Source organism: Gilliamella sp. B3464 (assembly GCF_026536145.1).
GTDB lineage: Bacteria > Pseudomonadota > Gammaproteobacteria > Enterobacterales > Orbaceae > Gilliamella.
The window spans coordinates 21,353-44,226 of record NZ_JAFNOQ010000005.1 but is presented as its reverse complement, the minus strand read 5'-3'; the positions used below and the strand labels follow the sequence as shown (position 1 = coordinate 44,226).

Sequence of the window (22,874 nt, the reverse complement as noted above, 5' to 3'; positions counted from 1 at the left end):
TTCTAATGTTGAGACCCAATAGTATAGAGGGTTAACTCATTTATAGTAACAAACACTCGTTTTGGTTTTATCTTTAGCAGATAGCTAACAATTAATATCATTTTAAAAGATTATTAACATGCTCAAACAAATAGAAATTTATACTGATGGTTCTTGCTTAGGCAATCCCGGTCCTGGTGGTTATGCCGCGATATTAAAATATAAACAAACAGAAAAAATCTTATCAAAAGGTTTTTATAAAACAACAAATAACCGTATGGAATTACTTGCAGCAATTGTTGCTTTAGAAGAGCTAAAACAACCTTGTTTAATTGAATTATTTTCCGATAGTCAATATTTGCGTAATGGCATTTTAAACTGGATCCATGCTTGGAAAAAAAACGGTTGGAAAACAGCTAATAAAAAACCAGTAAAAAATGCCGATCTTTGGACTCGACTAGATTCACTAGTACAAACGCATAAAATTGAATGGATTTGGGTAAAAGGACATGCTGGACATATTGAAAATGAACGTTGTGATGTCATTGCAAAAAGTATGGCTGAAAATCCAACTATGCATGACACGCTATTTGAACAATCTGCAGTTGACTAAGTGTTAATTCAATAAAAATAGCGTGATAATATTTAATAAATTTTGTTGAAAGGAGTTAGGTCAAATGTTTCAATTGCATATTATTCCGGCATTAGCAGATAACTATATTTGGTTGCTCGAAAATGCCCATAGGCAAGTGATTATCGTTGATCCTGGTGATGGCAAACCTGTTATTAACTATCTAAACCAGCACCAACTCTCCCCCCTTGCAATTTTACTTACTCATCACCATATTGATCACCTTGGTGGTGTTAAATTACTGCAAGATTACTATACTGATATAGCCATTTATGGGCCAAGTGAAATTAATCTACCTTTAATATCACTATCTAATCAGCACACAATTACCATTGCTGATTTTAAATTTGATATATTAAAAGTACCAGGCCATACTTTAGGACATTTAGCCTATTACTGTGCGCCCTATCTTTTTTGTGGTGATACATTGTTTTCGGCCGGATGTGGACGAGTTTTCGAGCAGCACTACCAGCAAATGTTAGATTCACTCAATAAATTAAAAAAGTTACCTGATAACACATTAATTTGTGCAGGTCATGAGTACACTTTATCGAATTTAAAATTTGCTACACACATGGTACCGGAAGACAAAAATATTACGCAATATTTAAATTATATTTCAAATAAAACAATAACTTTACCTTCAACGTTGTTGAATGAAAGACAAATTAATTTATTTTTGAGATGTAATGAAAAAAACTTACAAAGTAAATTCAATTTTAACAATGAGTTAGAATTGTTTACTTTTTTTAGGAGCCAAAAAGACAATTTTTAGGTATAATACTCAACTTAAATTCATGTTAAATCTTGTAAACTAATGAAAAAGTTAATAATTTTTACTGTGTTATGTTCTTTTTTAGGTGCATGTCAAAATCACGGAGCTCGCTATAATAGCACTTATAAAAAGCACAACTCTAAATCAATAATGACAACGAGTATCAAAAGTGGTGGTGTAAATTACTCATCAGTGACTCAAAATCCTTGGCAATTTATGTTAGCGCAAATCAATGTTAATGTGCCAGAGAATAGTCGAATTAAAGCTGAAAGAGAACGTTTATTACGTGATCCTCAAGGATTTGAAACTATCGCACTACGTTCTGAACCTTATGTATACTATATTATCAACCAATTACGTAAAAATAATTTACCGGTTGAGTTGGCATTAATTCCTTTAATTGAAAGTTCATACGATCCGATGGCAACCTCCTCTGCTCAAGCTGCGGGATTGTGGCAATTTGTGCCAATTACAGCCAAAGAATATGGATTAAAGCAAAGCAATTACTTTGATGGTCGCCGTGATTTGATTGCATCAACTAATTCAGCTATATCACTATTACAAAACCTTAATAGCAAATTTAATGGTGATTGGTTATTAACTCTTGCTGCTTATAATGCGGGTGAAGGTCGAGTTAGAAAAGCAATAGAAAAAAATCAAGCTAAAGGTTTACCAATCAATTATTGGTCTTTAGATTTACCTAGTGAAACCATGCACTATGTACCTAAGATTTTAGCCATCATTGATATTGTAAAAAATAATCAACAATATGGTATTAAATTACCCGATTGTAATTATGAAAATTCTTTAGTTCGAATCGATATGTCTAAAAATATCTCATTGGCTAAAATTGCCCAATATACTGGGTTATCACTCAATGATTTAATGACATATAATGCAGGGTATGTACAACAAACGGTAAATGGTCCTTTCCATCTGCTAGTTCCTTATGTTCATGCTGAAGATTTATTTAAAAAATTACAAGCAGAGAATCTGGTTGCTAATGAAATAACTGAACTATTACAAGACGTACCGCATGCTACAATGCCATTTGAAGTGAAATCGTCAACGATTAAGTATAGTTCAACAAATAATAAAACGGTTAATTCTATTTTAGGTAAAAATGGTAATAGCAGTAAAAAAATTACCTACCTTGTTAAAGCGGGTGATAACCTTTACTCTATCGCACAAAATTATCGTGTAAAAATTACCGATATACTTGAGTGGAATAAGTTAAAAAATTCGCGTGTAAAAGAAGGCGATATTTTAACTATCAACCTTGCTAATGCAAACCCAATCTAAAATTCACTAATAGAGGATTATGATCGGATGCCGTTGTACTAATAATTTCAGCCGCATCAAGTTGTAATCCTCGATAAAAGATAAAATCTAACGGTCTGCCCATAAATGTTTTTCGAATATCGACAGAAAAATTGACCGGTTTTAATCCTATAGAACGAATCAGATGATATAAAAGATTTAAACGTTGACGACTCCACGCATTAAAATCCCCAGCCAAAATGACCGGTCCATGATGTTCTTTAATACGATTTAACAATATGAACATTTGTTGGCGATAAACTTTTACCCCCAAACTAAAATTAATAGCATGTATATTGGCGACTAATAATTGCTCTAAAGAGTGCTCAATCGGGTAATAGGTAATTAATGCTGACTTAGGTACTCTAATTAGTGGCTCTCTCTCTTTAAAAGATAATAAGGCAGTAGGTAAACTATCAGTTATGGTCATAACGCCTGCATAGATATCATTTAAACAATAAGCCGGAACATGATCAGCTATTTTATTATGCTTTGCAACAAAGTTTAATAATTGTGGTGTGGTTTGGGCCTCTTGTAATAAGATTATTTTGGTACTTTTTGCATATTGCTCCAAAATTTGAATACAATCCGCCCTTTTTTGCTTGAAAATATTCCAAACTAAAACTGAAAAAGAGTTTTGGTCAATTAAAGGTTGATTTACGATGATATGATGATTAGGTAAAATCAATTCAACATCATTATTTCCTTGATATCTTAATGTATAATCACGATTTTTAAACATACTAAACGGTCATTTTTTGTTTCAAATAATCATCAAATGATAATGTATCACTTTGCTCTTTCTTTTGCTGTTTTTCAATAGATAAAATACGTTGCTGAACAAAATCACCATCGGTTAATAACGATAGTGGTTCGGTAATAAGTTGTTTTTTATATTGAGTTGCAAGTACTAAACCAAATTCAGACGTACCTAAATCACTAATAGCCTGTAATGTTCTTGCTGAAAGTGTTAGCTCTGGCTGATCAAACATCAATTCTAATCGTTCACAAACTTTACGATATTGCTGTTGATCATCTTTATGATCTAAAACATCAGCAACACGCAGTAAGTCTTTAAATAAATCATGACCAACTTTAGAAAGCGGCTCATGATAACTATCACAACCTATACCAATTTCAAGCCCAGGTTTACGCCCTTCTATGACAACACGATTCCAGTTTAATTTTGCACATTCAAGCTCTTGGCTACTCATTTCGGGTGCGGGTGCTAAGGCACACCATATTAAAAATAGATCAATAAAACGAATTTGCTCCTCAGTAATACCAATCGGTGAGAATGGGTTTACATCTAAGGCTCTAACTTCAATGTATTCTATTCCACCACGTAATAAAGCATCTGATGGGGTTTCACCAGCCCTAGGCACGCGTTTTGGTCGAATTGGCGCATAGAATTCATTCTCTATCTGTAATACATGATCATTTAATTGACGGTAGTGACCGTCAACTTTGATACCTAATTTTGCAAATTCTGGGGATTTAGTTTGCGTTGCTCGTTTTAATCCTTCGGCATAAGTCTCAAGATGATTAAAAGTAATACCTAATTGTTTTTGAGCATTATTGGTATAGCCTATATCACTTAATCTTAATGAGGTCGCATAAGGTAAATAGCAATTACCATTGGTTTGTTCAATAAACGCTTTGGCTTTTTGGGGATCTTGAATGAAAGAAGAACACATAGAGGGTGATGCACCAAACAAAAAAGGAATGACCCAACCAAAACGATAATAATTACGAATTAATCTAAAATAGCCTTCAGAAATGACCGCTTTACCTTCTTCACTATTTTTAACACCATCACGAGCTTGCCAAAAAGCCATTGGTAATGAAAAATTATAATGCACGCCAGATATGGTTTGCATCATCGCGCCATAGCGATTTTTTAAACCTTCTCGATATGTTGTTTTGAAGCGTCCTTCATTTGATTTACCATATTGCGCTAAAATAATGTCATCTTCATTTGCGACAAAGCAAGGCATGCTTAAAGGCCACATCATTTCATCACCAATATTGACACTAGCGTAACGATGTAAATCACGTAAAAACGTTAGCATATAATCGATGTTGGTATTAACTGGCGTAATAAATTCCAACATCGATTCGGCAAAATCTGTTGTGATCCATGGATGAGTTAAAGCAGCTCCAATTTTATTAGGAAATGGGGTCTTAGATAGTGTACCATCAGGTAAAATACGCAACGTTTCACGTTCAACACCACGTTGAATACCTTGTAAAATAGTATAATGCTTTTCTAACCAGTTGAGTGCTTTAGAAACATCAGGAATCATAGTTTAGTGCTTCCTTAATCATATTTTTTATTAATATCATATTAACACAATTTGCCTTATGCTAAATGCAATTTTGATATTATTAAAATCATTAAATAAGCTTTTATAGAGTTATATCGGCAAAAATGGTAACATTGATTGAACAAAGTGCCGATTCCAATAATCAAACTGCTAATGTAAAGATGTTGATAGATAGAAAATAAAATGCAACGTTATTATTTGTTTATAAATTGAGTAGACTTTATTAGCCTACTCAATTTTAACTATTTTTAAAACTGAACCCTGATTTTACTTTTATTGTTGTGCTTTTTGATTAGCAAGATAGCTTTCATCAACTGGCGTTATCGCTTTGGTTTGATGATCGTAAATAAATGTTCGGCCAAAACCAATTACAACGCGACCCACTGTTGGTGTGATTTTGTATAAATTGAAATCATTCATTTCAGCCAACATATAAACCATTTTACTGACTCGCTTAGCCAAATTATCAATAATGTGTTCAAACACATCTGAACTTCTTTCTATGATCTTAGCTGTCGCTTGTGATGTTATACGCCTACGAGCATAAATGTTTTTAGTGTTTGTTTCATCCTCAATAATTAAAAACGATAGGTTAGGATTTGTTTTAATATTTTGACTATGAGGCGCCAAATTAGAGATCAGAATATAGTAATCATTCCCATCAAAAAAGTAAGGTGAATAGCTAGTTTCAATACCAGTATCTTTATTTATTGTTGATAATATCAAGGTTAAAACTGACTCATGCAAACTATTTAAAGTATTATGTACAAGATCATTTGTGGACTCAGCCATAGAAAAACTCCTTTTTTATTTTAATTTAATCTTCAAATTATGTTTACTGTCATGTGTTATAAAATCAATTGATAACAATTGGTAAAATAATTTGAGACATCTGTATGTGAAATAATAATAAAGCTACTTGAGGGTAACTTACGTTGTAATAATTGTAATAGTTGTTGTTCTGATTTTTTATCGAGGGCATTGGTTGTTTCGTCCATAAATATCCAATCAGGTTTTTGCATCAATATTCTGGCGATTACTAAGCGCTGCTTTTCACCACCAGATAGTTTGTTAAAATCACAATCAAGTAATTGATTTTCGATATTTTCTGACGAAAAACCAACTACTAATAAAAGTGCTTTAATATGTGTTAAATTTTTTTCGAGTAAAGGCTCGGGATAGCTAACTGCATGCGCTAATCCACCGATTGGAAAGTAAGGTGTCTGAGATAAAAAGAGTATTTTTGATGCGGGTAATTGCACTGTTCCTTCATAATAAGGATAAATGCCAGATAATATTTTTAACAGTGTCGATTTTCCCACTCCAGATACGCCAGACAAAATTACCGATTCACCTTGGTTTAGCTGAAATGTTGGGCATTTAAGTAAAACTTTGCCCTGCGGAGTTTTTATGATCAAATTGTTAATTTGCAGAGTATTTATCGTATCTTCAGGTTGATGGGATTGACGATGTATTTCCGTAACAGATTGTGTATATTTGACAAATTGATACAACCGGTGACTACAAGCAATCAGTTCAGCCAATTTATTATAATTAAAAATAAACCAAGATAAATTAACCACAACATTACTAAAAGTTTTGCTAATTTGCATCAATGAACCTAAACTAACTTTGCCAATCAAATAAATCGGTAATGCAAAAAAAGTGGGAATTTGAAGTACAGTCAAATTATAAGGTCTTGTGAAATAACCTAATCGTAATTGACGCTTAATTAATTGATACCAATTGTTTTTTATTTCATCGAAATACTGATTTAAAATTTGCTTTTCAACATTTTCACCTTTTAATAAAACAATAGGCTCTTTCGATTCTCGAAACCGCGTTAAAGCAAAACGATAATTTGCTTCTTTATGTTGTTGTTCAACTAAGAGTTTTTTTAAAGGTCTTCCTAACCAATGGGCAAGGCATGAGCAAAATAATACATACAACGGCGCTAACCAAATCAGATAATGAGAAATACTGATATTGATACCGCAAATACTAAAAGATAATACAAAACTGTCGGTAATTTGCCATAACAAGACAAAATAAGAAAAAAGTCCTATTAACTGTGTAATAAATGAAAACCCTTCATTGGTTAATTTCTCAACAAATAACTGACAATCTTCAGCTATCCTTTGATCTGGATTATCAATTTTTTGTTGTTTGTTATTAAGATACCAATAAGCTCTATTATCAATCCAATAATCTAAAATCTTATTATTAAGTGTATTACGCCAAGTAATAGTCAAAACTTTTTTTAAATAATCAGCAATAAGATAAGTCATCGCCCCTAAAAAAGTTAATAAAATAAAAACCATTATTTGATTTAAAACACCCTGCATATCATACTTTTCTAATGCATTATAGAAGTTTTTATTCCAACCTATCATTTCGAGGCTGATTTTTATTAGAATAATATTCAAGCTAATGACAATAAATGCATAACCAAATCCCAACTTACCTTGTTTTGTATTGCAACATAACTTAATGAGCAAAAAAATATTTTTTAAGGTTTGCAACATCTTTACTCTCTATACTGCCTATTACTCATCAATATGATCAATTCTTTAAACAAAAATTGATCATTAATTAGATTTAAATTTTTTAGAAACTAACCGCTATATCAAAACCAAATGTTCGTCCCGGTGCGGTTTGCAATTCCAATGGATTGGTTGCTTTCACATTATCTTTCGGATCTTTATAATAAGTACTGAACATAGGCCATTTAAAATAACGTTTATCGAAAATATTTAAGACTGAGGCTCTTAACGTGATATGTTGATTAGGATGCCAATTAAAATAGGCATCATAAATGGCATACCCTTGAGGTTTAAATACGTCGCCTGCTGTCTCGTCATCTTTTGATACATGGCTAACCGCTTTAGAAAACGAACTCACAATCTCACTATCTAAGTTAAGGTCGGGTTGATGCCATTTAATGCCAAGATTACCTTGTAAAGGCATCGCTTCGTTAAAGTAAGATTTTTTCTCGCCAGGTGAAGATTGCTTTTTACCATACTGGTATGAGGCCGAAGCGTTCAAAGACCAATTCTCTAGAAAATGCCACTCAGCAGATGACTCTATCCCCCACATATTAACGTTAGATAAATTTTTGTAGGTATAATCTTTAGGCCCAACCTGAATAAAGTTTTTAATATAATTACTATAATTGGCTTTAAATAGACCAAAACTAAACCAGCCTTCTAAAAAATCACCGCGTAACCCCGTCTCATACGATTTTACTTTTTCGGGTTTTAAATTAGGATTAGGAATCAAATTCATTGAAGACGAAGGTAATGAGGTATATAGCTGTTGCGCCGTTGGCATTTTAAAACCTTCGGCATAACGTGCATAAATTGAATATTGATCAGTAATGGAAAAAAGTGTACCGAGTTGTGGGATTAAACGATGTGAAGTCAATTTACGAGGCTCTTTGTCTTTAATCACCACATAGTAATCATCAATATTGGGTTTGATTTCATAAGTGGCATAACGTAACCCCGGTTTGATTTTAAAGCGCTCTGTAATTAAATGAAATTCATCTTGAAGATAGATGTCTGCTCGACGAGTTTTTGCATTGGCAAAGTTAAATCCGCCACCAATTGTTTTTACACCATTTTTAGTGCTCTCATTACGATAATGGCTGCGGGTTATATCACCTTGAAAACCATAAACTAAATCATGCGCTGTATCTAAAAAATCAAAGCTAGAATTTAATTGTAAATCAAACTGTAAAAACTTCTCTTTATAATCATTAGTAGTATAAGTATAGATAGGTTTATTTTTCTTATCTCTCTGTTCACGATGAGATTTTAAATATCGCTCTTGGGGTGAATAAGAAATCACTGTTTTTATTTGATCAACAAAATTTACCGAAGGTGACCACGTATCATCAATGGCATAATGTTTTCGTGTTTGTATTTGAGTGCGCTTATAGTCGCCATTAAAGGTTCCCGAAGATTGCAAACCATAATCATACAGCTGTTTTACATAAGAGTTTGAACGAAAATGTTCAAAAGTTAATTTTGTTTCGCGGTTATCATTATGGAAAACCAACTTAGATAACAGGTTTTCTGCTTTAGCATCTAATGGATTAAGTTTATTACATCCGATGGCTTCATCCCCTCTTGGGCACCCCCAAATTCCCCCATTAGCTTTAGCTTTTCTTAACTTAGCTTCTTGATAATCACGCCGACTAAAACTTAGTAAAGCTTCTAAATTTGGCATTAATTCGAAAGCAAGCATACCCGTTTTAGTATTTTGTTTATTTAAACTATCATAAGCACCATTAATTTGCACTGCATAAGGCTTATTCTGCAATAAATCACTTGGATCTAATGTTTTAAAGGCAACCACACCGCCCAGTGCGTCCGCTCCCCATAATACAGAGCCCGGACCACGAACAATTTCAACCGCTTTTATTGTTGATAAATCGATAAAATTACGGTTGCCATCTTGTAACCCTTCTATGACTCTCGCACCATCAACTTGCATTTGTATGCGGTTACCTGTCATTCCTCGTATTCTAATTCCACCTAAATTACCAAAAGGATCAGTCCCCGAGGTTTGTCTGCTAACAGTAACGCCGGGAAGATAGCGAACTACATCTTCCATTGTTGACATTTGATGATCTTCGATATTTTTTTTATTAATCACATCAACCGTTTCGGGAATGGCCAATTTTGCTTTCTTTTGTCGACTAGCTGTTACCGTAATGGTATCTAAATCATCATTTTCAGCATAAACCTGAAATGTCATTGAAGCAGCCAGAATAGTTAACAATACTTTATTTACTTTCATCCTGTTTTAAAAACCCTATCCATATGAACTATATTAACTATTGCTCCAATATTTGATAATTATCATTTTTTATTTTTTAATCTAACAAATTTAATTAAAATTATCAATGATAATAATTACCATTTACATATGATAATGATTATCATGTGCCGATATATAAATTATATTCAATCAAATTAATAGGTTATATAAAAATGCTTTGTGCTTAATAAAATAGAAGTAGTCGTGCAATAAAAATGGTAATTTGTATAACGTTCATAAAAGTGATGAAAAATAATTACCATTAATAATGCGTGGTTAATAGCATAAAGAAAATTGAGAACTGGCTATGGGAAAACTAATTTTTTTTTGTAATAAGACTAATATTTCCATATGAGAGGTATGTGGAAACATATCAAATAATTGAGTTTTTAAGATTTTATAGTTAGATAATTCATTTAAATCATCTACTAATGACGTCAAATGACAACTCGAATATAAAATGTAATTTGGCTCAACCTGTTCTAAATATTGCATAAGCGTTTTACCTGCCCCACGTCGAGGAGGATTGAGTAACACTAAGTCAGGAATATCGTGCTGATTAATGGCATATTGAGTTGCATCGAGTGATTTAAAAGTTAAATGTTTAAACCCAAGTTTTTGAGCAGATTTATTGGCACATTCAATTGCATCACTGCTGATTTCAATCCCTGTTAACTTAATGTCATTGCAGATAGTATGATCAATATTTGTCACACAACTTAACCCAAAACCACCTACCCCACAAAAAAGATCCCAAATAGAGTTAATTGGTAAATGAGTGACCCAGTCACTTGCAGTTTTATACAGATTTTCAGCAACATAGGTATTAGTTTGAAAAAAACTTTTCGATTTGATATAGAGTTCAATATTATTTAATTTTATTGGTAAATATGGATTTTCAGTAATAACCAATTCTTGTTCACCCTCTAAAATTGCGGCATGATTAGGTTGAATATTAATTGATACTACGTGTAAATTTTGTATGTAATTTTGTAACTGACTGATTGTGTTTTTAATTTGTTCAACAAATTTTGAGGATCTTAGGACAAATCGCAACATATAACTGTTTTGATTATTACTAGCACTTTCAGTAATAATAATAAATTTCAATTCACCTTTTCGTTTATTAATATTATAGGGAACTATTCCTTGTTTACGAATATAGCTACGTACAATTTTAAGAATGCTTTGCATGCTATCACTGTAAAGTGGACAATCACATAAATCAACAGCTTGTCCCTGGTGTTGTATACCTAAGATTGGTTTTTCAACTGTTCCAAGTACTGCCATTTTTGCTTTATTACGAAACCCTTTTTGTTCACTGGCAAAAGGCGCTTTTAATTCTAACGGTTGGAAAGGTGTTAATTGTTTAATCAATTGTTGTTGTTTTTCATCGAGTTGTGTTTGATAAGGTCGTTCAATCCATGGACACGATAAACACTTTTTTTGCTGATAATAGCGACATTGCATGATGATAAAACCTATTTTTTTAATGTATATTTTATTGATAATTTTTTATGAGTGATAATTTCTATTCAATTTTATACTAAAACATCAGCTTACCTTAATTTTTTTACCAAACATTTCAACATTTTTCGATTCATTGTAAATATACTAATAGCTATGATTTGACGAAATACCGGTATATGATAGGATAATGCCGTTAATATTATAGGAACGAATTAATGTCTATCAAGTTAAAAACTCCCGATGAAATCGAAAAAATGCGTATAGCTGGTAAACTTGCCGCTGAAGTATTAGAAATAGTTGAACCTTATGTTAAACCCGGTATAAGTACAGGTGAACTTGACCAAATTTGTTATGAGCATATTGTTAATGTTCAAAAAGCAATTCCTGCCAATATTGGTTATTGTGGCTATAAACATACTAGTTGTATTTCAATCAATGATGTAGTTTGTCATGGCATTCCAAGTTTTGAAAAAAAAATTAAGGATGGTGATATTCTTAACATTGATGTCACTGTTATTAAAGATGGTTATCATGGCGATACTTCACGAATGTATATTGCGGGTAAACCGACCATTGCCGGTGAAAAATTATGTCAAGTCACTCAAGAAAGCTTATATGAAGCAATAAAAATTATTAAGCCTGGTATTCGTTTAAAAGAAATTGGTAAAACGATTCAAAAATATGTTGAAAAATTCGGTTTTTCATCAGTTAGAGAATATTGTGGTCATGGTATTGGTAATGTCTATCATGATGAACCACAGGTATTACATTATGATGCTGACGATGGCGGAGTGATTTTAAAACCGGGAATGACTTTCACTATCGAGCCAATGGTTAATACCGGCGATTGGCGTACTCGCACAATGAAAGATGGTTGGACAGTTAAAACAAAAGATCATGGTCTTTCTGCACAATATGAACATACTATTTTAGTCACCGATAACGGCGTTGAAGTGTTAACCTTACGCAAAGATGAAAACTTTCCTCGCATTATTGAACACTAAATAAAAAAGATTCAACAATGATACAGTTGTTGAATCTTTCATTACTTATTATTTTTAGCAAACCACCATTTTTTATTCGCTATCTATTGTTTAACTAACCAATACCAAACAATTCACTTTATTAGTTAGTTATACTGTTAATGATTAAAGTCAATAAAACAATAGATAGCAATAAATATTGATCTTTTTCGATACACTTTATCTATCAATATAATAATGTATAAAGTTTACGTCGATAAGCACTTGCCAGAGGATTACTGGTACCAAGAGCCGCTAATAGATCCAGCAATGTTTTTTTCACTTGCCCATCTCCAGCATTGAGATCTTTGGTCAGCGGTTGATATAATAATTCTAACGCTTCTTCATGACGCCCTACCTGCATTAATTGAGAAGACAATTGAATCATTAATTCTATATTATCGGGATGTTGAGCTAATTGCGCTTGCAACAATTGTAATTCAGGTGAATTAGCTGCTTGTTCGAGTAGTTCTATTTCTGCTTGTAAACCATGAAAAGTGGAATCCTGATCTTGCAATGGAATGGTACTAAGTACCTCTTTTGCTTCACTTAATTGTTTGAGTTCTATTTGCGATTTAGCAAGCATTAGTGCAATATCAGATCTTGGCTTACCTAGATGATCGGTCAAGGCTTTCCAAGCTTGTCTTAACAAAGGTAAAGCTTGTTCATATTTAGCTTCATTGAATAATGATTGTGCTTCGATTAATTTTAATTCATCTTCATTTGGTAATACTTTAGCTAAAAAATCCCTTATCACTTGCTCTGATTGCGGTCCTTGAAAACCATCTACAGGTTGGCCGTTTTGAAATAGATACACAGTTGGTATTGCTCTTAAACCAAATTGAGCCGCCAACATTTGCTGTTCATCACAATTGACACTTGCTAATATAAATTGCCCATTAAATTCGTTTGCTAATTTTGTTAGTGTTTGTGTCATTGTTTCGTGTTCTGGACTTCGTGCAGACCAAAAGTAAAACAATACCGGTGATAGCGATGACTTTTCAATAATTGCTTGAATATTGTGTTCATTCACATCAAAAATAAATTGGTTTTGCATAAATGTTTCCTAAATTTTTCGGCTTATTATTTATTAGATAAAATTTTATCCATTAATCTATCGGGAAGCAAACGTTTAGCGAAAGCAGCAAGTTTAGTGACTTTTGTTACCCTGTAACGAATTTTTGGCTTATTACTCTCTAATGCATGATATAAATAAGGTAATACCGCTTCAGGAAGAAGCATAAATCGTTTAGCAATAGGTGGATTTTCTATAGTATTATTTTTTTCAGTTTGATTAACATTACTGGAAAAATAGGTTTTTAAGGGACCTGGTTCAATTAAACAAACTTTAATATTGGTTTTATATAATTCTAATCTTAATACGTCTGACCATGCTTCTAACGCATATTTGCTTGCAGAATAAGCCCCTCGACCAGGGGTTGCTACGATGCCCACAATAGAGCTTGTTTGAATAATTCGGCCTTCATTTTGTTCAAGCATTGCAGGAAGCAGTAATTGGGTTAACTGGTGAACACCAAAAAAATTGGTTGAAAATTGAGCTTCTAATTGCTCACGATTAATGGTATTTAACCGACCATAAACACCAAAACCTGCATTATTAAATAATGCATATAATTTACCGTCAGTTAATGTTAACACCTCTTTTGCTGCCTGTTTAACTGATTCAGGGTTATCTAAATCAAGTAATACTGTTTCAAACCCTTGCTCAATAAGTTTTTTCTGGTCAGACGCTTTACGACACGATGCAATAACGCGATATCCACGTTTTTTTAAAGCAATCGCTGAAATCAAACCAATACCACTAGAACAACCGGTAATAAATATTGTTCGCAAATTTGGTCACTCCTTTGTAATGATATATTGTCAAGTTAATCCTCTGCAATTATGATAGCACATCTAAATTTAAGTGAGTTAATCAAAGCTAAGAGGATTAAATGAAAATCGCGATTATTGCCGCAATGGAAGAAGAAGTTGCTATATTAAAAACTAAAATCAATCACTATCGTGTAGAAAACCATTTAGGATGTGATTTTCATTTAGGTCAAATTGCCGGTTGTGACATTGTATTGCTCCAATCCGGTATCGGTAAAGTTGCAGCAGCATCGGGCACAACATTATTATTGAATAATTACAACGTCGATGCCGTTATTAATACGGGTTCAGCAGGAGGATTATCATCTAAACTTAATATTGGCGATATTGTTGTGTCACAGGATGTTTTTTATCACGATGTTGATTTAACTGCTTTTGGATACCTACCAGGACAAATGTCTGGCTGCCCTGCCACCTTTGAATCTGCTGAAAAATATCAATTACTTGCTGAAAACTGCATAAAAAAACATGGCGTCAATGCAGTTGTAGGTTCGATTGGTAGTGGCGATGCATTTATTAATGGTAAAAACCATTTAGATAGAATAAAACAAACCTTTCCTGATGCAATTGCTGTTGAAATGGAAGCTGCAGCAATTGGTCATGTATGTTGGCTTTTTAAGGTGCCGTTTGTTGTGGTGCGAGCAATTTCCGATAATGGTGATAATGAATCAGCAATTGATTTTCAATCATTTTTAAAACTTGCTTCTGCACAGTCATCGTTGATTGTAGAATCAATGTTGAGTGAACTTGCGTGAGTTACCTTTTTTGGTTTGACCTTTTAGGCACTATTGTATTTGCTATTTCTGGCGTATTGTTAGCCGCAAAAAAAGAGATGGATCCAATTGGTGCACTTGTTTTAGCTGTTATTACCGCTATTGGCGGTGGAACTATTCGAGATATGGTGTTAAATCATGGACCGATTTTTTGGATAACTGACTCAACAGATTTATATGTTGCTATTATCGCCTCACTAATAACCATGTTGTTGTTGCGTTATTCATCAACCCTTACTATTCCTAAATGGTTATTTTCGGTATTAGATGCAATTGGTCTTGCTGTATTTGTCGGTATTGGGGTAAACAAAGCTATTGACTCTCAAGTCAATAGCCTAATTGCTGTGTGTATGGGCGTTATGACAGGTGTTGGTGGTGGAATTATACGAGATGTACTTGCCAGAGATATTCCTATGGTTTTTAGAACTGATATCTACGCAACTGCCTGCATAATCGGTGGAACAACACATGTCATTGCTTATAACGGACTTAATTTGCCGTTAGAGATATCCACCCTGCTCGGTATTTCAGTGACACTTATTATTCGCCTATTAGCGATTTATCGTAATTTAACACTACCTATAGTTGGATTAAAAAAATAATCGCCATCACAATACTCTTGAACTTTTACTGCTCATTCGCGATATATTTTTCAAATAAAGGCTTTCGCCAACCAGATAAAATATCAGGTAAAGCCTCGGTTTTATCTATTTGCCATTTAACATACTGATTGATTAATCGTCTTGATAATAACAAATCTTGATTTAACCCAGTATGCTCAGCAATATCTTGTGCTGCTTGTTTTAATTTATCTGCAATATTTTTGTAGTTAGGGTAAGAGTTCACTCGACGAATAGGTGGAATGTCTGGAATAGGTTCTAATAAAATAGCTAAAATAGCCTGTCCATATAACCGTATTTCCTTGCCATTCATACCTAATTTATCAAGTTCAGCCAAGGAACTTGGCGAATAACGCGCTATTTTAAATAGTGTTTCTTCATTCACGACAAAATTTAAAGCGATATCGCTTTGTTTAGCGGTATTATAACGATAACGAGCCAGTTTATATAATTGACCTAAACTTTTGCCCTTTAGTTGCCAACTGTTTTTGATATTAAGATAAGCATCGTCTGGATTAATGATTTCGCACTTACGCTTAATTACAGTTTGGCATTCTTGATAGGCTGCCGTTAGATAACCTTGTTTCGTTAATTGCGTTTTAAGTAAATTCATCAAAGGGAATAGATACAAAACATCATTAATAGCATAATTACATTGCTTTTCAGTTAATGGACGTTTTAACCAGTCTGTACGCGTTTCACTTTTATCTAATTCAACATTTAAATATTTGTTAACTAAGCTGGCATAACCGCTGCTTATTGGATTATCTAAAAACGAAGCGAATATTTGGCTATCAATAATTGGCGTTGGCAAGCAACCAAAAAAGTGTAAAAAGACTTCAATATCTTCACTGCAAGAATGAAAATTTTTTTCAATAGTAGGATTATTTAAGATAGCTAAAAAAGCCTGCCAATCAGTAATTGCTAGCGGATCAATCAGGGCAGCATATTCACCATTAAACACTTGCAACAATCCTAAATGAGGATAAAAAGTCCGAGTGCGCACAAATTCTGTATCCAAAGCAATTGCATTGCTATTGGCAATTTTTACGCAGTATTGATTTAACTGCGCATTATTGGTAATAAATTGATATGGCAAGGTCTGTTTCCTAATTAGTTTAGTTAGTGCTTGATGCTGGTTGTTTAGCAAAATCGATATCGATAACTGCGATTTCAGAACGCGTCATTAAACGAATTGGCGGTCCCCAAAGACCATAACCACTACTCACAATACTAACAAAAGGTTTCTCATTATCTTGATAGATGCCGTGGGCATTTTTATACATTGCCGCAACGAGCAAATTAATAGGAAACACTTGTCCACCATGAGTATGACCTGAAATCATTAAATCCACTCCTAACGAAGCAGGTTCAACTAAATCTTTCGGTTGATGATCCAATAAAATAACTGGGCTTTGCGTATCAGTAAACATCATCAAGTCAGATAAAGAAGCCCGTTTTACATCATATAACGCAGATGAAAAATCATCGCGCCCAACCAGGTTAATACCGACATCATCCAGATAAACTATATCATCTTTTAACACTTTCATATTCGCTTGTTGAAAGGCATTAATGATATCTTGTTCACGATTATTCGGTTCCTTTGTACCTAAATATTCGTGATTACCGAAAATGATATATGTACCATATTTTGATTTTAATTGCTGAAATTGTTTATAAAAATCTTGCTCAATAAATGGTTTTAAACGTTTATCTAACGTATCACCAGTAATAACAATAAAATCGGCATTCAAACTATTCACTTTATCAACCATTTGTTGAATCATTCTATGCGTAGTTAATTCATTGATATGAATATCTGTAAGCTGAACAATACGTAAATGATCAACATTAGCCGGTTTATTAATTTTAACTTGATAATTAACAATTTTAGATTCGAAAGCCATCTCATGGCCATAACAAAATAGTGCGAGAACACAAATGATATAGATAATTTTGGTCGCTAAATTGGGGCTAAATTTATTTTTAATAAGTTTATGCACAATATCAAATAATAAAGTGACAAAAATAGCGCAGATAATTAAACCGAAAGTAACATTCGCCAATAAAGGCAGCCAATAAGTAGACAAACTATCAAATATCTTTGAAAGTACTAAAGATAAACTCGCGATACCAACAAAAAACCAATAAGCAATTTGATATACACCACGTGGATGACATTTAAACCAAAATTGCCAACGTTTGCCTAAATAGATAGCGATCAGAATGCTAACAACTATGGCAATAAGCGCAATAAAACTCATAATTACCCGAACAATTGAACCTAAAAAATGGTATGATAACAGAATTAATTTCTATAGTACCAATAACTTTTATGGATATCAAAAAAGACCAATTATTTTCGACACCCATTGATAAATTAGGCGATTGGACATTTGACGAAAAGGTTGCAGAAGTTTTTCCTGATATGGTGCAACGTTCGGTTCCTGGTTATTCTAATATTATCTCAATGATTGGCATGTTAGCAGAAAGATTCGTTCAACCAAATTCAACAGTTTATGATTTGGGGTGCTCTTTAGGTGCGGCTACTCTTTCTATTCGACGTAATATCAATCATGCTAATTGTCGTATTATTGCAGTAGATAATTCCGAACCCATGGTTGAACGTTGTAAACGACACATCGAAGCATACAAAGCTAAAGTTCCTGTTGAAGTCATCTGTGATGATATTTGCAATATTAGTATGCAAAATGCATCAATGGTGGTACTTAATTTTACCTTACAATTTTTAACCCCAGACAATCGTCAACGTGTTTTAAATAATATCTATCAAGCATTAAAACCTAATGGTATTTTGGTCCTTTCTGAAAAATTTAGTTTTAGTGATCCAACTATTGATGAATTACTGTTCAATATGCATCATGACTTTAAACGTGCGAATGGCTATAGCGAACTTGAAATTAGTCAAAAACGAAACATGTTAGAAAATGTGATGCTGACCGATTCGATCAAAACGCATAAAAAACGCTTATCTCAGGCAGGGTTTAATCATATAGACACTTGGTTCCAGTGTTTTAATTTTGGATCTATTATCGCAATCAAATAATGTATAAATGCAAACACAGATAACAAGGAATAACACATGATCGACTTTGGTGATTTTTACCAGATAATCGCAAAAAGTAAACTGAGTCGTTGGCTTGAGGTTTTACCGGCACAACTAGCCAATTGGCAAAAACAAAACATTGATAATCGCTTTAATCAATGGCTCAACAGTATTAAGCATCTACCGTCTATCACGCCTTATCAAATTGATTTATTGCATAGTGTCACAGCAAAAACCGAACAACCGCTAACTAATGGCGAACAATTACGGATTACGCAGTTATTAAAAACCATGATGCCTTGGCGTAAAGGACCTTTTAATTTATATGATATTTATATTGATACCGAGTGGCGTTCAGATTGGAAATGGCAACGATTAATCAATCATATTGATACCTTAGAAGGTAAAACAGTTTTAGATGTTGGCTGTAATAGTGGTTATCATTTATGGCGTATGATTGGTGCTGGAGCCAAATTAGCTGTGGGCATTGATCCAATGGCGCTTTATTTATGCCAATTTGAAGCAATCCGTAAATTATTAGGTAATGACCAGCGAGCCCACCTATTACCACTAGGTATTGAAGAGTTACCCAAACTCAATGCTTTTGATACCGTATTTTCAATGGGCGTTTTATATCATCGCCGTTCCCCGCTTGATCATCTCTATCAATTAAAAGATCAGCTAATTAAGGGTGGACAATTAGTATTAGAAACACTTGTCATTGATGGTGAGCTGCATCAAGCGCTAATGCCCGGTGAACGTTATGCTCAGATGCGTAATGTTTATTTTATTCCATCAGTACCCACCATGATTAACTGGCTCAATAAATGTGGTTTTACCGAAGTTAAGCTTGTTGATCTTTCGACTACTAGCTTGGATGAACAACGTAAAACAGAATGGATGACATCTGATTCACTGGCTGATTTTTTAGATCCCAATGACATAACCAAAACCGTAGAAGGCTATCCTGCCCCAATGCGGGCAGTATTTACTGCTAAAAACTAGTCTACAAACCAATAATAGACACAAATAGTGATGATGAGTGTTAATCAAAATGTCTCTTTAAAATGACTAATTAATTGACAATGACTAACAATTGGCACAATAAATGATTCGCAATAATGCGGTAATAGTCATTGCCTGACTGCGATCTTTTGCCTTACCCAGCAGTAATAGATGAATATTGTGAATGATATTACAATACATGATTTATAACTTGAAAAATGAGTTTTTGATGAGCAGTTAGTCAATCCTTATTTAAACATATTAACGATGTAGATTTGGCGAAAACCAATACGCTAGTAGCCAGTTTGGGCTTTTATGTGGAATAGGAAGTGGTATCAATAAATACGTTATGTTTGGATAAGACTTTTACAAAATATGGGCATTATTTTATTAAAGCTTATCCAATAGCGATTAGCTAACGCATTCTTAACTAAGAATATTACTGACAAATTTCTTTAATCGATAGCGTAGCTGGTACGTTACGATCATCAGAATACTGAAAACGAAATAAAAAACGAATATCATAAAAACTTAAGACATTGACAACATCTTGCTTATTACAAAATTCATCTTTAAGCTGAACTCTAAAATAATCAGAAAGATCCTGTACGGGTAGGGTTTGGCTATCTGCGGGAATTTTATACTCAAATATAATGTTATTACTATTTGCGCTAATATTGGTTAATTCGGTACCATCTGCCGTCTTATATGGAAACTTACCGTTTTCACCTAAAATCGATTTTTTTGCACTATTAACAATAGCCGAACTTACTTTAGATACTGGCGGTAATTCATCGCAATAAGCTGATGAAAACATCAATAATCCAATCAATATCGCTGCTGATTTCGCTAATTTTTTCATTGTGCTATCCCTTATAGTATTATTTAATCTTACCCGATAAAAAATGCTCATTCACTATTTTTAGTAAGTGTTCTATTAACTGCTGATTATTATCAATATATTCTATTCATTAATATATTCGATGATTATCTTACACAAAATTTTTTATAAAAAAAGTATTTAATTAACTTACCCTATTTTTATTGTGCAATTGATCTTAATAAGATATCTAATGATAGAGATTTGCTTAAATCAATTGTCTTTAATTTTTAAATATATTCAATATGTTAATATATACAGCATAGCTAAACGTTCATCTCTATCAAGCTGGAATAAGACTACAAAGTTAAATAAAATAACACGCTAGGCGATTATTAATCAATTCTATTATAACTAAGCTAATATCATAAAAATGAAGAAAAAGTTAGCAAAATCGATAGCTAGTCCAAATTAAATGAATTAGATTATTTGCCTTATTTAAATGATTGATAATATTCAACTCATCTAACATCAACTAAATAAAAAACAAATTTGAAATTGACTAGCTAGCAAAAGAATTAAATATGGTGGGCATCTTATAATGTCATGTTATCAAATAAAAAATTAAAAAAATTATTTTAGCATTGAATTGGAATGTTTTATTTTAAATAAGAGATGATTATTTAATAGTTTTCAATCACTATTCATTATTTACATCACCCATTTTGATAAGTGCCCTTTTCAATTCGTTATACTCTTGCGGTGTGATATCACCTTTTTCTTTAAAGGCTATTAGCCGCTCTAGTTTATCTAAAATTTTATCATATATAACCACTTCTTTATCCGTATCCATCTGATTAAACTCTCCTTGACCATATGCTAACCATTGTAATGATGCACCTGTTTCGTCCATACATTTAATGACTAAATCAGAAGGAAACAAATCTCGTTTATAACGAATGGATAAGCTTGCAGCAGATGTACCCAAATAATTGCTATATTCAACTTTGGATCGAAAACCATAAGCCTCAATGATTCTATCTAATACTTTAGCTCCACCAGAATTAAAATTAATACTCATAATAAATTAAGCTCAGATAAAAATAATTAAAAAAACATTAAACTCAAACTAATATAATTTTATATTCAATTTAACTTTGTAAGTTAAATTAAAACACAATCATAAATTACAATTAGCTAGGAATAATGCACCATGATGACATCAATTTCAATCTCTATTTCAGCGAGTTATATTACGATTGACAAACTTGTTTGGATATAGGCATGAATGCTGATTAGGCAAAATATATCCGTGAAGAATATGATTCACGAACAAGCCGAATAGAAAATAACCATAAGCTACATGACTGAGTTTATCCATAAAAGTCTAAAGTATATAATCCTTTACTTAACTTACTCAAGGATCCATTATGAGTCATAACGCATATTTAAGCACTAAATTATGGAATAAGCCAATACTAATTTTTTACAAATTAATAAATTTAATCTAAAAACTGGGTATAAAATTATGAATAGTTAATTTTTCGAAAAAAATTATTAAAGACGTTTTTTATAATGCTCCATTTTACTGGCATCTCATAACCATCATAATATGCTTATTTGAAAAAATATACGATATATTTATCCATTAATTAATCATTTGAAAAGATAAACCAATTCTAAAAATGCAAATTAAACTCACTTTATTTTTTCTAAGAAAAATGTTTAATAAAAAATAATTGGAAACCGTTAGTATTATAACTAATTAAAAGATATATAACTTTAATAAAATTAAACGATCTTTTCACACATTTATTTTAACCAAACACCGACTTTTTTGAATTTATCGGGATAGCAAAAATAAAAAATTAACGGTATAGTGTAAATGCAGATTAGTCTAGGTTAAAAGCCAAACAATGGCTTTTTTTAAAGGTCTGTTCTGAAAGTGATTTTTAAAACAACATTAGTAAAACCGATCCAAATGTATCGTTAATGTTAGCTAAAATGACATTTTGTTAAATAACCAGAAAAATTTATAACATTCTGATTAATCAATAATATTATCAACTAACAGTTGGTCGGAAAGGTAATTATTATTAACTGTATAGAAATGCAGTAAAAGGGTAATAAATAATGGATGAGTTAGAAAAAATAAAAACAATTGAACGGGCTGAATTACTTTCAAGAGTTATTACTGAAAATCTGAATTTAAGGGAACGGGATAAAGACATAGCGCTGTTTTGGTTTCGTGATTTGCTTGAGCCATTAAAACAACAAATATTAAACGAGCAAGCAAACAATCAAAAAGGTAACACAAATTGGTTACCTTTTGATGAAACGTAAAA

The 22,874-nt window shown here is 32.6% G+C and carries 21 protein-coding genes; 9 read left to right on the top strand and 12 right to left on the bottom strand.

Annotation, left to right across the window (positions count from 1 at the left end):
* Nucleotides 1–118 precede the first annotated feature (118 nt).
* The 3 genes from rnhA (at nucleotide 119) to J3U57_RS07040 (ending at nucleotide 2,687) form a co-directional block, all read left to right on the top strand.
* Nucleotides 119–592, top strand: coding sequence for a ribonuclease HI (gene rnhA, locus J3U57_RS07050; protein WP_267332819.1), 474 nt, complete (start codon nucleotides 119–121; stop codon nucleotides 590–592).
* A gap of 64 nt (nucleotides 593–656) precedes the next feature.
* On the top strand, nucleotides 657–1,385 hold the full coding sequence (gloB, locus tag J3U57_RS07045) for a hydroxyacylglutathione hydrolase (protein ID WP_267344134.1): 729 nt from the start codon (nucleotides 657–659) through the stop codon (nucleotides 1,383–1,385).
* A 42-nt stretch (nucleotides 1,386–1,427) separates the two neighbouring features.
* Nucleotides 1,428–2,687, top strand: coding sequence for a transglycosylase SLT domain-containing protein (locus J3U57_RS07040; protein WP_267332817.1), 1,260 nt, complete (start codon nucleotides 1,428–1,430; stop codon nucleotides 2,685–2,687).
* Here the strand turns inward: J3U57_RS07040 and J3U57_RS07035 are convergent.
* The 6 genes from J3U57_RS07035 to rlmC all read right to left on the bottom strand — a co-directional run bounded on the left by J3U57_RS07035 (nucleotide 2,668) and on the right by rlmC (nucleotide 11,326).
* Nucleotides 2,668–3,447 carry an endonuclease/exonuclease/phosphatase family protein gene (locus J3U57_RS07035; protein WP_267344135.1) on the bottom strand — a complete coding sequence of 260 codons (780 nt, stop codon included), beginning with the start codon at nucleotides 3,445–3,447 and terminating at the stop codon, nucleotides 2,668–2,670. The two genes, J3U57_RS07040 and J3U57_RS07035, sit on opposite strands and share 20 nt — an antisense overlap.
* A gap of 1 nt (nucleotide 3,448) precedes the next feature.
* On the bottom strand, nucleotides 3,449–5,011 hold the full coding sequence (gene gshA / locus J3U57_RS07030; protein WP_267332815.1) for a glutamate--cysteine ligase: 1,563 nt from the start codon (nucleotides 5,009–5,011) through the stop codon (nucleotides 3,449–3,451).
* Nucleotides 5,012–5,305: 294 nt separating this feature from the next.
* Nucleotides 5,306–5,824 carry a HugZ family protein gene (locus J3U57_RS07025; RefSeq protein WP_267332814.1) on the bottom strand — a complete coding sequence of 173 codons (519 nt, stop codon included), beginning with the start codon at nucleotides 5,822–5,824 and terminating at the stop codon, nucleotides 5,306–5,308.
* Nucleotides 5,825–5,880: 56 nt separating this feature from the next.
* Entirely contained in the window at nucleotides 5,881–7,557 is a 1,677-nt protein-coding gene (locus J3U57_RS07020) for an ABC transporter ATP-binding protein/permease (protein WP_267344136.1), read from the bottom strand.
* Between the two features lie 82 nt (nucleotides 7,558–7,639).
* Nucleotides 7,640–9,835, bottom strand: coding sequence for a TonB-dependent hemoglobin/transferrin/lactoferrin family receptor (locus J3U57_RS07015; protein WP_267344137.1), 2,196 nt, complete (start codon nucleotides 9,833–9,835; stop codon nucleotides 7,640–7,642).
* A gap of 297 nt (nucleotides 9,836–10,132) precedes the next feature.
* Nucleotides 10,133–11,326, bottom strand: coding sequence for a 23S rRNA (uracil(747)-C(5))-methyltransferase RlmC (gene rlmC, locus J3U57_RS07010; protein ID WP_267344138.1), 1,194 nt, complete (start codon nucleotides 11,324–11,326; stop codon nucleotides 10,133–10,135).
* 215 nt (nucleotides 11,327–11,541) lie between these two features.
* On the opposite strand from rlmC, the gene map reads away from it, so the two are divergent.
* On the top strand, nucleotides 11,542–12,330 hold the full coding sequence (map, locus tag J3U57_RS07005; protein ID WP_065634177.1) for a type I methionyl aminopeptidase: 789 nt from the start codon (nucleotides 11,542–11,544) through the stop codon (nucleotides 12,328–12,330).
* Between the two features lie 205 nt (nucleotides 12,331–12,535).
* Here map and J3U57_RS07000 read toward each other — a convergent pair whose 3' ends face one another.
* Nucleotides 12,536–13,405: a co-chaperone YbbN gene (locus tag J3U57_RS07000; RefSeq protein ID WP_267332810.1), complete on the bottom strand. Its 870-nt coding sequence runs from the start codon at nucleotides 13,403–13,405 to the stop codon at nucleotides 12,536–12,538.
* Nucleotides 13,406–13,431: 26 nt separating this feature from the next.
* Complete coding sequence (locus J3U57_RS06995) at nucleotides 13,432–14,202, bottom strand: SDR family oxidoreductase (protein WP_267344139.1); 771 nt, start codon at nucleotides 14,200–14,202, stop codon at nucleotides 13,432–13,434.
* Between the two features lie 101 nt (nucleotides 14,203–14,303).
* On the opposite strand from J3U57_RS06995, the gene J3U57_RS06990 reads away from it, so the two are divergent.
* Nucleotides 14,304–14,996: a 5'-methylthioadenosine/adenosylhomocysteine nucleosidase gene (locus tag J3U57_RS06990; RefSeq protein WP_267344140.1), complete on the top strand. Its 693-nt coding sequence runs from the start codon at nucleotides 14,304–14,306 to the stop codon at nucleotides 14,994–14,996.
* Nucleotides 14,993–15,616 (top strand): TRIC cation channel family protein, encoded by a 624-nt coding sequence (locus J3U57_RS06985; RefSeq protein ID WP_267344141.1) that lies wholly within the window; start codon nucleotides 14,993–14,995, stop codon nucleotides 15,614–15,616. Before J3U57_RS06990 ends, J3U57_RS06985 begins: the two co-directional genes overlap by 4 nt.
* Before the next feature lie 25 nt (nucleotides 15,617–15,641).
* Here J3U57_RS06985 and rnd read toward each other — a convergent pair whose 3' ends face one another.
* A complete protein-coding gene (gene rnd, locus J3U57_RS06980) occupies nucleotides 15,642–16,733 on the bottom strand; it encodes a ribonuclease D (RefSeq protein WP_267344142.1) in 1,092 nt (363 codons plus the stop codon).
* Between the two features lie 19 nt (nucleotides 16,734–16,752).
* A complete protein-coding gene (locus tag J3U57_RS06975; protein ID WP_267344143.1) occupies nucleotides 16,753–17,901 on the bottom strand; it encodes a metallophosphoesterase in 1,149 nt (382 codons plus the stop codon).
* Between the two features lie 32 nt (nucleotides 17,902–17,933).
* On the opposite strand from J3U57_RS06975, the gene cmoA reads away from it, so the two are divergent.
* Both cmoA and cmoB read left to right on the top strand, forming a co-directional pair.
* On the top strand, nucleotides 17,934–18,704 hold the full coding sequence (cmoA, locus tag J3U57_RS06970; protein WP_267332804.1) for a carboxy-S-adenosyl-L-methionine synthase CmoA: 771 nt from the start codon (nucleotides 17,934–17,936) through the stop codon (nucleotides 18,702–18,704).
* Nucleotides 18,705–18,740: 36 nt separating this feature from the next.
* On the top strand, nucleotides 18,741–19,709 hold the full coding sequence (cmoB, locus tag J3U57_RS06965; protein ID WP_267344144.1) for a tRNA 5-methoxyuridine(34)/uridine 5-oxyacetic acid(34) synthase CmoB: 969 nt from the start codon (nucleotides 18,741–18,743) through the stop codon (nucleotides 19,707–19,709).
* A gap of 439 nt (nucleotides 19,710–20,148) precedes the next feature.
* Here cmoB and J3U57_RS06960 read toward each other — a convergent pair whose 3' ends face one another.
* Both J3U57_RS06960 and J3U57_RS06955 read right to left on the bottom strand, forming a co-directional pair.
* Complete coding sequence (locus J3U57_RS06960; RefSeq protein WP_267332802.1) at nucleotides 20,149–20,571, bottom strand: hypothetical protein; 423 nt, start codon at nucleotides 20,569–20,571, stop codon at nucleotides 20,149–20,151.
* Nucleotides 20,572–21,229: 658 nt separating this feature from the next.
* A complete protein-coding gene (locus tag J3U57_RS06955; protein WP_065632876.1) occupies nucleotides 21,230–21,610 on the bottom strand; it encodes a helix-turn-helix transcriptional regulator in 381 nt (126 codons plus the stop codon).
* 1,052 nt (nucleotides 21,611–22,662) lie between these two features.
* On the opposite strand from J3U57_RS06955, the gene J3U57_RS06950 reads away from it, so the two are divergent.
* Nucleotides 22,663–22,872: a hypothetical protein gene (locus tag J3U57_RS06950; RefSeq protein ID WP_065632933.1), complete on the top strand. Its 210-nt coding sequence runs from the start codon at nucleotides 22,663–22,665 to the stop codon at nucleotides 22,870–22,872.
* The last annotated feature ends 2 nt before the right edge of the window (nucleotides 22,873–22,874 follow it).

Excerpts from the sequence above, each read along its gene's own strand:
- rnhA (WP_267332819.1), top strand. The coding sequence starts at position 119 with ATGCTCAAACAAATAGAAATTTATACTGATGGTTCTTGCTTAGGCAAT.
- gloB (WP_267344134.1), top strand. The coding sequence starts at position 657 with ATGTTTCAATTGCATATTATTCCGGCATTAGCAGATAACTATATTTGG.
- J3U57_RS07040 (WP_267332817.1), top strand. The coding sequence starts at position 1,428 with ATGAAAAAGTTAATAATTTTTACTGTGTTATGTTCTTTTTTAGGTGCA.
- J3U57_RS07035 (WP_267344135.1), bottom strand. The coding sequence starts at position 3,447 with ATGTTTAAAAATCGTGATTATACATTAAGATATCAAGGAAATAATGAT.
- gshA (WP_267332815.1), bottom strand. The coding sequence starts at position 5,011 with ATGATTCCTGATGTTTCTAAAGCACTCAACTGGTTAGAAAAGCATTAT.
- J3U57_RS07025 (WP_267332814.1), bottom strand. The coding sequence starts at position 5,824 with ATGGCTGAGTCCACAAATGATCTTGTACATAATACTTTAAATAGTTTG.
- J3U57_RS07020 (WP_267344136.1), bottom strand. The coding sequence starts at position 7,557 with ATGTTGCAAACCTTAAAAAATATTTTTTTGCTCATTAAGTTATGTTGC.
- J3U57_RS07015 (WP_267344137.1), bottom strand. The coding sequence starts at position 9,835 with ATGAAAGTAAATAAAGTATTGTTAACTATTCTGGCTGCTTCAATGACA.
- rlmC (WP_267344138.1), bottom strand. The coding sequence starts at position 11,326 with ATGCAATGTCGCTATTATCAGCAAAAAAAGTGTTTATCGTGTCCATGG.
- map (WP_065634177.1), top strand. The coding sequence starts at position 11,542 with ATGTCTATCAAGTTAAAAACTCCCGATGAAATCGAAAAAATGCGTATA.
- J3U57_RS07000 (WP_267332810.1), bottom strand. The coding sequence starts at position 13,405 with ATGCAAAACCAATTTATTTTTGATGTGAATGAACACAATATTCAAGCA.
- J3U57_RS06990 (WP_267344140.1), top strand. The coding sequence starts at position 14,304 with ATGAAAATCGCGATTATTGCCGCAATGGAAGAAGAAGTTGCTATATTA.
- J3U57_RS06975 (WP_267344143.1), bottom strand. The coding sequence starts at position 17,901 with ATGAGTTTTATTGCGCTTATTGCCATAGTTGTTAGCATTCTGATCGCT.
- cmoA (WP_267332804.1), top strand. The coding sequence starts at position 17,934 with ATGATAACAGAATTAATTTCTATAGTACCAATAACTTTTATGGATATC.
- cmoB (WP_267344144.1), top strand. The coding sequence starts at position 18,741 with ATGATCGACTTTGGTGATTTTTACCAGATAATCGCAAAAAGTAAACTG.
- J3U57_RS06960 (WP_267332802.1), bottom strand. The coding sequence starts at position 20,571 with ATGAAAAAATTAGCGAAATCAGCAGCGATATTGATTGGATTATTGATG.
- J3U57_RS06955 (WP_065632876.1), bottom strand. The coding sequence starts at position 21,610 with ATGAGTATTAATTTTAATTCTGGTGGAGCTAAAGTATTAGATAGAATC.
- J3U57_RS06950 (WP_065632933.1), top strand. The coding sequence starts at position 22,663 with ATGGATGAGTTAGAAAAAATAAAAACAATTGAACGGGCTGAATTACTT.